General features: G+C 42.7%; 7 protein-coding genes. 1 reads left to right on the top strand and 6 read right to left on the bottom strand.

Translation table 11 applies throughout. The features are described from left to right. Positions 1 to 186: 186 nt before the first annotated feature. From AC805_RS04200 to AC805_RS04180, 5 genes are all read right to left on the bottom strand, one after another. Positions 187 to 1,581 carry a di-heme oxidoredictase family protein gene (locus AC805_RS04200; protein ID WP_055074251.1) on the bottom strand — a complete coding sequence of 465 codons (1,395 nt, stop codon included), beginning with the start codon at positions 1,579 to 1,581 and terminating at the stop codon, positions 187 to 189. A 35-nt stretch (positions 1,582 to 1,616) separates the two neighbouring features. After that, entirely contained in the window at positions 1,617 to 2,054 is a 438-nt protein-coding gene (locus tag AC805_RS04195; protein WP_055074250.1) for a bacterioferritin, read from the bottom strand. A 119-nt stretch (positions 2,055 to 2,173) separates the two neighbouring features. Next, positions 2,174 to 3,316 carry an imelysin family protein gene (locus AC805_RS04190; RefSeq protein ID WP_055074249.1) on the bottom strand — a complete coding sequence of 381 codons (1,143 nt, stop codon included), beginning with the start codon at positions 3,314 to 3,316 and terminating at the stop codon, positions 2,174 to 2,176. Positions 3,317 to 3,510: 194 nt separating this feature from the next. Continuing rightward, a complete protein-coding gene (locus AC805_RS04185) occupies positions 3,511 to 4,458 on the bottom strand; it encodes an FTR1 family protein (protein WP_055074248.1) in 948 nt (315 codons plus the stop codon). A gap of 78 nt (positions 4,459 to 4,536) precedes the next feature. Beyond that, the gene (locus AC805_RS04180) at positions 4,537 to 4,896 is read right to left on the bottom strand and encodes a helix-hairpin-helix domain-containing protein (protein WP_055074247.1); all 360 of its coding nucleotides are present in this window, start codon (positions 4,894 to 4,896) and stop codon (positions 4,537 to 4,539) included. A gap of 176 nt (positions 4,897 to 5,072) precedes the next feature. Here AC805_RS04180 and recF point away from each other — a divergent pair, with 176 nt between their 5' ends. Further along, the gene (recF, locus tag AC805_RS04175) at positions 5,073 to 6,203 is read left to right on the top strand and encodes a DNA replication/repair protein RecF (RefSeq protein ID WP_055074246.1); all 1,131 of its coding nucleotides are present in this window, start codon (positions 5,073 to 5,075) and stop codon (positions 6,201 to 6,203) included. Positions 6,204 to 6,246: 43 nt separating this feature from the next. Here recF and AC805_RS04170 read toward each other — a convergent pair whose 3' ends face one another. Next, positions 6,247 to 6,627: an AbrB family transcriptional regulator gene (locus AC805_RS04170; RefSeq protein ID WP_009628945.1), complete on the bottom strand. Its 381-nt coding sequence runs from the start codon at positions 6,625 to 6,627 to the stop codon at positions 6,247 to 6,249. Between the last annotated feature and the right edge of the window lie 305 nt (positions 6,628 to 6,932).

Raw genomic sequence — 6,932 nt, 5'->3', positions numbered from 1 at the left:
GTGAATTAAAAACTAAACCTAGTAAGGGTTTTCAAGTTACAGCAATTTTCGATCAAAATAAACACAAGAAACTTTTTGAAAGTGTTACGAAGCAACACTTTCAAAAAGTTTCTTGATTTGGGTTTGGGAGCAAAGCGCTGTAAGAAGAAATGGCTACGCCATTTCTTCTTACAGCGCTTTGCTCTCCTAGAGAGAGTTAAGGAACTGGATAAGAGCGGTACGATCGCCCCTATCCATATTTAAAAATGCTTGCTTTGACTTTTCTGCTTCGCCGCCATGCCACAGAATTGCTTCTTCTAAAGTACGGGCTCGACCATCATGGAGAAATCCTGAATAGGGCAAAACAGTTTGGGTAAGCCCGATCGCCCATAGGGGGGAAGTACGCCATTCGGTTCCTGAGGCGAGAAAATCGGGACGATTATCCGCTAGCCCTTTCCCCATATCGTGCAGGAGCAGATCGGTATAGGGATGAATAGTCTGCTCGGAAATCGCCGCTAATTGATGTTTGCCAGTTTTCAGGGTTTGGATATGGCAGCTAGCGCAGCCCGCACCGTGGAAAAGGCGATCGCCTTTTTGCACCGTGGGATCGTTGACCATCGCTATTGGACGGGCAGGTACGGTCAAACTTTGGGAGTAGAAGGTCGCCGAAACTAACTTTTCATCAGTAATATCATTCTTGCCGCTAGGATCGGGAAATACTGGGTTAGTGATACCCATATCATTAACATAGGCGGCAGCAGTCTGTTGGCGGAGGTTGGGTTGGTTTGCCTTAAGCCCAAATCTTCCCAGTACGGTGGCTTTTTTCTCCACATCCCAGACCATGTTGGGCTTACCTGAAATCCCGTCACCATTTTTGTCTTTAGGATCGGCTAAGTCCAGAATTGTTTTGTCTGCGATCGCTTCTAATAGTCCTAAACCAATGACAGGAGGAGGTAAGCGCAATGAGGTCATTACTTCCTCAGGCAAGGGTTTACCATCAGGGAGCGTAATGGTCGTTTTTGGCGATCGCAATTTGTAGCTCGTTCCATCAGCATATTTGCCTTCGGTCTCTTGCCATTGCAGGTTCACCTCTGCATTGGGCTGATAACCATAGATCGCATGGTCTCGGATTTGTGTACCAATATTGGGTACGGGAACCGCTCCACCTGGTACTTCTGGTTGACCGTGAGCTAAACTCACTCGCACTAAAAGCTGAGACTTCAGCGAAGTGCTGGAGCCGATAATTGGCATCCCCCTACCATTACGAAGGTGGCAACCATTACAGGAAGTATTATTAAACAGGGGACCTAGTCCAGGATTTACTTGGGAAGGAGCGCTGACGAACACATCATTGAAGGTAACATTTGCCTCGCTATGCTTTTTGAGTTCCTCTTCCGTCAAATTAGCCGCAGGATTATCAAAAGCCCTAGAAGTACGATTGACGATCGATGTTTGACCTCCCGATAGGGGATCCAGATTAATCGGGGGGAGTTTTTGATAATCCATCCAAGTTTGAATGCCAATTACGGCGATCGCGATCGCAACGGCTAAGATTAACAATCGGATTACTTGGCTGTGTGACCGTGAAGATAATGTATGCATAGCTATTAAGGAGAATGAACTAACTGAAAAAACACCTAATTACTAAAATCACGTAGCATTTTTTTAATCTCAATATTGTGAAGTTCTTCCTGTCCGATCATCGTTCTGGCAAATTCTTCTAAATAGACACTGGCATCCTTGACAACATCGAGGAGGGTTTTGTAAAGGTTTAACGCTTTTCTCTCATGATTCAAACTCTCCGTCAAAATATCCTCCACGGTGTGTTTGAAGGTCTCTTCAAGAGGAGAGATTCTCAGGCTGGGATGTCCATCTAAACCAGTTAAGATTTCCCCTACCTGCTGAGCGTGCAGAAGGGACTCAGTTGCTTGGGATTTAAAAAAGGCTACGATCGGAATCCGATTTGCTCCCGTCACCATCAAAGCGTAGTGAGTGTAGCGGACGACCCCAGCCAACTCAAATTCCATAATTGAGTTGAGAATATCGTTAGTTGCCTGTAGATCTAGATCTTTCATAATTAATTGATTTAGTGATTAGTTGATTTAGTGATTTAGTGATTTAGTGATTTGGTGATCGGCGCACTCGTAGCGTGCGCCGCAGGTTTTAGCTCTGGCTTTTAATTGTGCTGAGGTACTTAAGTAACGATTAAAGGCTTGATTTCTTTTTCAAAGGTTTCCTTGACGGTTGTGACAGCTTCGATCGCAGCTTTGATTTTTGGTGCAGCCGTAGGATCGGCGATCGCCGTACTAAATGGAGCGGGGATCTGGGCGATCGCATCTAAAGCCGCTTGAATTTCTTTTTCTACACGGGCATCAAGGCTAGGATTAACCTTTGCGATATAGGCACTCAATCCCGATTTACCCGCTGCATGGTTCTCAATGCCTCCAAAATAGACATTCTTCACGCAGAGAATATTATTTCTAAAGTCATTGATGGGATTGGCAAGCGCGTATTGAGACTCAATTGATGCGGGGTCTTTTTTCTTAAAGGGTTCGCCAATTTTCTTTTCAGCAACCTCCGTAGTGCTATCGATAATCCCTTCAATCATTTCCTGAACAGCATCGGGTAAAGAAGGATAGATCGGGTTATTTCCTGCGGTGGCAAAGGAATCGCGATAGGGAGCCTTATCATCAACCCCTTTTACCCAAGCAGTGAGGAGTTTGTTAGCATCCCCATCCAAGACCGTTGCTAAGGCTTGTACATACTCAAACTCTCTGGGCGTAAAATCCGCGATCGCTTTTTTACCGTTCGCCCCAAAGAGAATGAACTCAATCGCGTGGTATCCTTTTTGGCTTTCCTGCAATTTTTGAATGGATTCGGGAGTCAATTTATCATTGCTGTTGAGGATCTTCGCAATATCGCCTTTATCTAAGGGCCATGTATCGATCGCCGCATCAGCACCTAAAGATTTAGCTGGTCCAATGGTAAACGATTCGCTCTGTTCCCAATATACCCTTGCTTCGATCCAAGCATCCTGAGCAGCTTTTAGGTTAGGCTCACTTGGATCCTTCGCTAAAATATCCACCGCTGCTTTCAGATCTTTCGTTTTACTTGTAAACTTCTGATAAGTAGGAATCACTACTTTGTCAGTAAAGTCCACAACGACCTGCTTATCGCTAAATTTTTTGCTGGCAGCAGTAGAAATAGTAGAAGTAGCATTTGAATTACTGGCTACGTCGGTATTGGTCTTGATTGGTTGGGGCGTGCAGGCGATCGCCAAGGCGAAAACAATCAAAGCCAAACTAATTGGCTTAATGAGGGCTTTTAAAAAATTCATATTCTTTAGTCTTGTTACTTTTGCTTGTTACTTTTGCTTGTTATTTAAACGTTATTTGAACGTTACTTTCCATTTGTCAACTACAGACTTTTGGGGCATTAGGCGAAGTATATTAGCTATTTATCGCTGACTCATCGCCATTTATCGCCATAATTTATCTTGGAGTTCTATCGATGGATGCTATCTTTGAATTCCTATCTTTGAGCTTTTAGAAAAGGAAAGATCTGTTTGCCAGCAAGAGAGCGGAAGTAGAACACGATCATTGTGCTCAGAAAAACGCAGTATGCGACGATTTGCGTTGCGTAGAGCTTGTCGGAATAGCCAAACAAAGTAGCTAAGACAATTCCTGGAAATTTATCCGCAGGCAAAATAGAAGAAGTGTCTGTAACTTGACGACCCAAACTAAACCAACTAATTACCTTTTGTGGCGGATCGAGAAATTCATAACTTTGTGTAGCCGTATTAAATACTTTGTCAATGGTATTTGCCAGATCGAAAGCAGCTAAGGATGTCATCACCAATCCAGCTACGATGAGGATCAACACAATCCCTAATACTTGAAAGAAAATACGAATATTGAGTTTTGCTCCAAATCTGAATATGGCTAAGCCGATAGCGATCGCTGCCATAATTCCAAATACACACCCCATTGCTGGTGCATATTGAGCGAGTCCTGATTGTGTTGGATCGGGATTAAATGATCCCGTAACAAATAGAACCGTCTCGGCTCCTTCTCTTAAAACAGCCACAAAAATTAGGGTAAACAGACCCCAACCAACTTTGTTGGCTTCGTTACTACGCAAAGCCTGCTCCACGCTCGCTTGAACCTGAAACCTCAAAGTCTTTGCCTGTTGTGTCATCCAGATCAGCATCCAACTCAACATCACGATCGCGGCAAGTGAAAAAATCCCTTTACACAAATAATAAATAGTGCCGCTAAAGCCACCAATTAGCTTCTGGGCGATCGCTCCCATCACACTACTAACAAAAAGCCCTGCGAGCGCTCCCAAGTAAACCCATTTGTTGAGAAATGATTGATTGGCTTTACTCAAATACGCCAGCACAATCCCTACAACCAGAGTTGCTTCAGTTCCTTCCCTTAAAACAATTAAGAAGGTTGGCAGAGCCGAGCTAAAATCCATGATTTTACCTTTGTGATTTATTTTTGTGATTTATTTGCGTTTGTTAATTGGGATTTTGCGGTTGTTGATTATCTTTGATTATTTATCTTCAATGGTAACCAAGCTTTTGATCAATCCTAGCTCTTCAGCCGAAATTGCTTTCTTGGTTACTAGGTCATCAATAGTTTTGTAGGGTCTCGCGGCTTGAATGCGTTCTGAGAGCGAAGGCTTGGTGCCAGGAAGCTCCAATTTATCTAACTCGGCAATGGGAGCAGTATTGATATTAATCTTTAACTTGCTATTACTCTTTTCAGGAGCGGCGGCGGGGGGGCTAGTAGGATTATTTGCTGGATTATTGGCTTGCTTAGGGGCTTCAGCACAAGCCGTAACTGTGAGTAAACCCGCTATTAGCATGGGGATTTCACGTTTGAGTAACCCTCTAGACAACTTATTCAACATTAGGAAAATTTAAGTTAGTAATAATTATTCTCAATTAGGTTGACAGAAATTTGCTTGTTTGTCAATCACTATCAGGAACTACTATCAATAAATTGGCGATGCCTACAAGAAAATATGCTATCCCAAAGCAAAAAAGCTTTATTCTAGAGAACCTGCTACTAGACTCGCCTGCATGAATGTATCTTAAATCTCTACACATCAAGCAATTTCGCAACTACGTTGACCAAGAAGTATCCTTCACCGCCCCCAAAACGGTGATCGTTGGGAATAATGCTCAAGGTAAATCAAACTTGCTTGAGGCGGTTTTGCTACTAGCAACTTTGCGATCGCATCGCGTTAGTAAAGATCGCGATTTAGTAAAAAACGGATCGACAATCGGCGAAATTCGGGCAATTTGTCAACGCTCAAGATTGCCTGAAAGCTATCCCGTTGAGCTAGAGATGCAAATGCGAGCCAGTGGTAAACGTACTCTGAGGGTAAACGGCGTTAACCAAGCAAGACATTTAGATTTTTTGGGGAATGTCAATGCTGTAATGTTTTCTAGCCTCGATCTCGATTTAGTGCGTGGCAGTCCCGAAAGTCGACGCAATTGGCTAGATACAGTTTTAATTCAGTTAGAGCCGATTTATATCAATCTTTTGCAGCAGTACAATCAGGTGTTACGACAGCGCAATGCCTTGCTGAAGTCAATTAAACAGGGGCAAATCCAGTACGAAGCTCAACAAATGGCGCTTTGGGATGCCCAACTTGTAACGACGGGGACGCGCTTAATCAGGAGGCGATCGCGATTATTGGAGAGATTAACCCCGATCGCTAGACATTGGCATCAAGCCATTAGTGGAGGGAGCGAGTATTTAGAAATTACATACTTACCTAAATTTTCCTTTACCCCAACCGATCTAGTCGAAAATATTCATCAGTCTTTTTTTGAGGCGATATTGCAAAAAAACATCATCGAGCAACATCAAGGCACTAGCTTAGTTGGTCCCCATCGAGACGAGGTTTCGCTGACAATTAATGCAACTTCGGCAAGAGAATATGGCTCCCAAGGTCAGCAAAGAACGCTCGTACTAGCGCTAAAACTGGCTGAGTTAGAATTGCTAGAATCGGTGATTGGCGAACCGCCGCTATTATTATTAGACGATGTTCTTGCCGAACTCGATCTGCAACGTCAAGATCATCTTTTAAATGCGATCGGTAACCGAGTTCAAACAATAATTACTACGACACATCTCGGATCCTTTGACGCTCAGTGGTTAAAATCTGCCCGAATTTTTCAAGTAGCAACGGGTGAAATTTCATCTTAACAAACTCACAAAATAAGCTTGCAATGCAAGCTTATTTTGTGAGTTATTCTTCGTCATCAGCGCCAACTTGACGCAGATGAATATGTTTGCGTCCAAGCCGAATTTCTAATTCGTCCCCTGCCTGTAGCCCCATGAGTTGTGTATAAGCCGAGCCAATTAATAGGTTGCCATTTTTCTGAACGCTGACACGATAACTTGCGCTGCGTCCACCTTTACCGCTACCTTTCGCCTCAAGCTCAACACCATCAGCCTCCATCAAGGCATTATAAAACTTCATTAGATTTACGCGAGCTTGATTGTTTTTTGTGATAGTTGCATATCCACAAGCTTTAGCTTTTTCTTCTTTTGACAGATGTTCTAGTTCTTTGACTTTCTGTAACAATGCATCACCAGAGAGTTGAACTGGTTGTTTAACCTTTGCCATTTGTTCTTAATAGTTTAATATTTGCTAGCTATACATCAGTATGTAAGATGATTGTACTATTAGTCAAATTTTTTTGCCATTACATATAAGTAAAACTAAGTAAAACATTTTCTATTTGTTTTTACAGATAACTGTTATCCATATATCTATCCATAGATCATTACTTAGATTGAGAAACGATAAGTTATGATTGGGTTATTATAGTTGTTTTAAATAACTTGTAGACGGGCTTCGACTTCGCTCAGCCCTCGGTGTAAGCTAGCTGAGCGAAGTCGAAGCTGTAGTTTTTATTTGAATTATCTATA

It is taken from the genome of Pseudanabaena sp. 'Roaring Creek' (assembly GCF_001402795.1).
Taxonomy (GTDB): domain Bacteria; phylum Cyanobacteriota; class Cyanobacteriia; order Pseudanabaenales; family Pseudanabaenaceae; genus Pseudanabaena.
Note: the sequence above shows the minus strand (reverse complement) of the source record. Positions and strands in the feature narration are given on the sequence as shown.

What these genes read in the sequence shown, in the direction of transcription:
- AC805_RS04200 (WP_055074251.1), bottom strand. Translation starts at nt 1,581, where the DNA reads ATGCATACATTATCTTCACGGTCACACAGCCAAGTAATCCGATTGTTA.
- AC805_RS04195 (WP_055074250.1), bottom strand. Translation starts at nt 2,054, where the DNA reads ATGAAAGATCTAGATCTACAGGCAACTAACGATATTCTCAACTCAATT.
- AC805_RS04190 (WP_055074249.1), bottom strand. Translation starts at nt 3,316, where the DNA reads ATGAATTTTTTAAAAGCCCTCATTAAGCCAATTAGTTTGGCTTTGATT.
- AC805_RS04185 (WP_055074248.1), bottom strand. Translation starts at nt 4,458, where the DNA reads ATGGATTTTAGCTCGGCTCTGCCAACCTTCTTAATTGTTTTAAGGGAA.
- AC805_RS04180 (WP_055074247.1), bottom strand. Translation starts at nt 4,896, where the DNA reads ATGTTGAATAAGTTGTCTAGAGGGTTACTCAAACGTGAAATCCCCATG.
- recF (WP_055074246.1), top strand. Translation starts at nt 5,073, where the DNA reads ATGTATCTTAAATCTCTACACATCAAGCAATTTCGCAACTACGTTGAC.
- AC805_RS04170 (WP_009628945.1), bottom strand. Translation starts at nt 6,627, where the DNA reads ATGGCAAAGGTTAAACAACCAGTTCAACTCTCTGGTGATGCATTGTTA.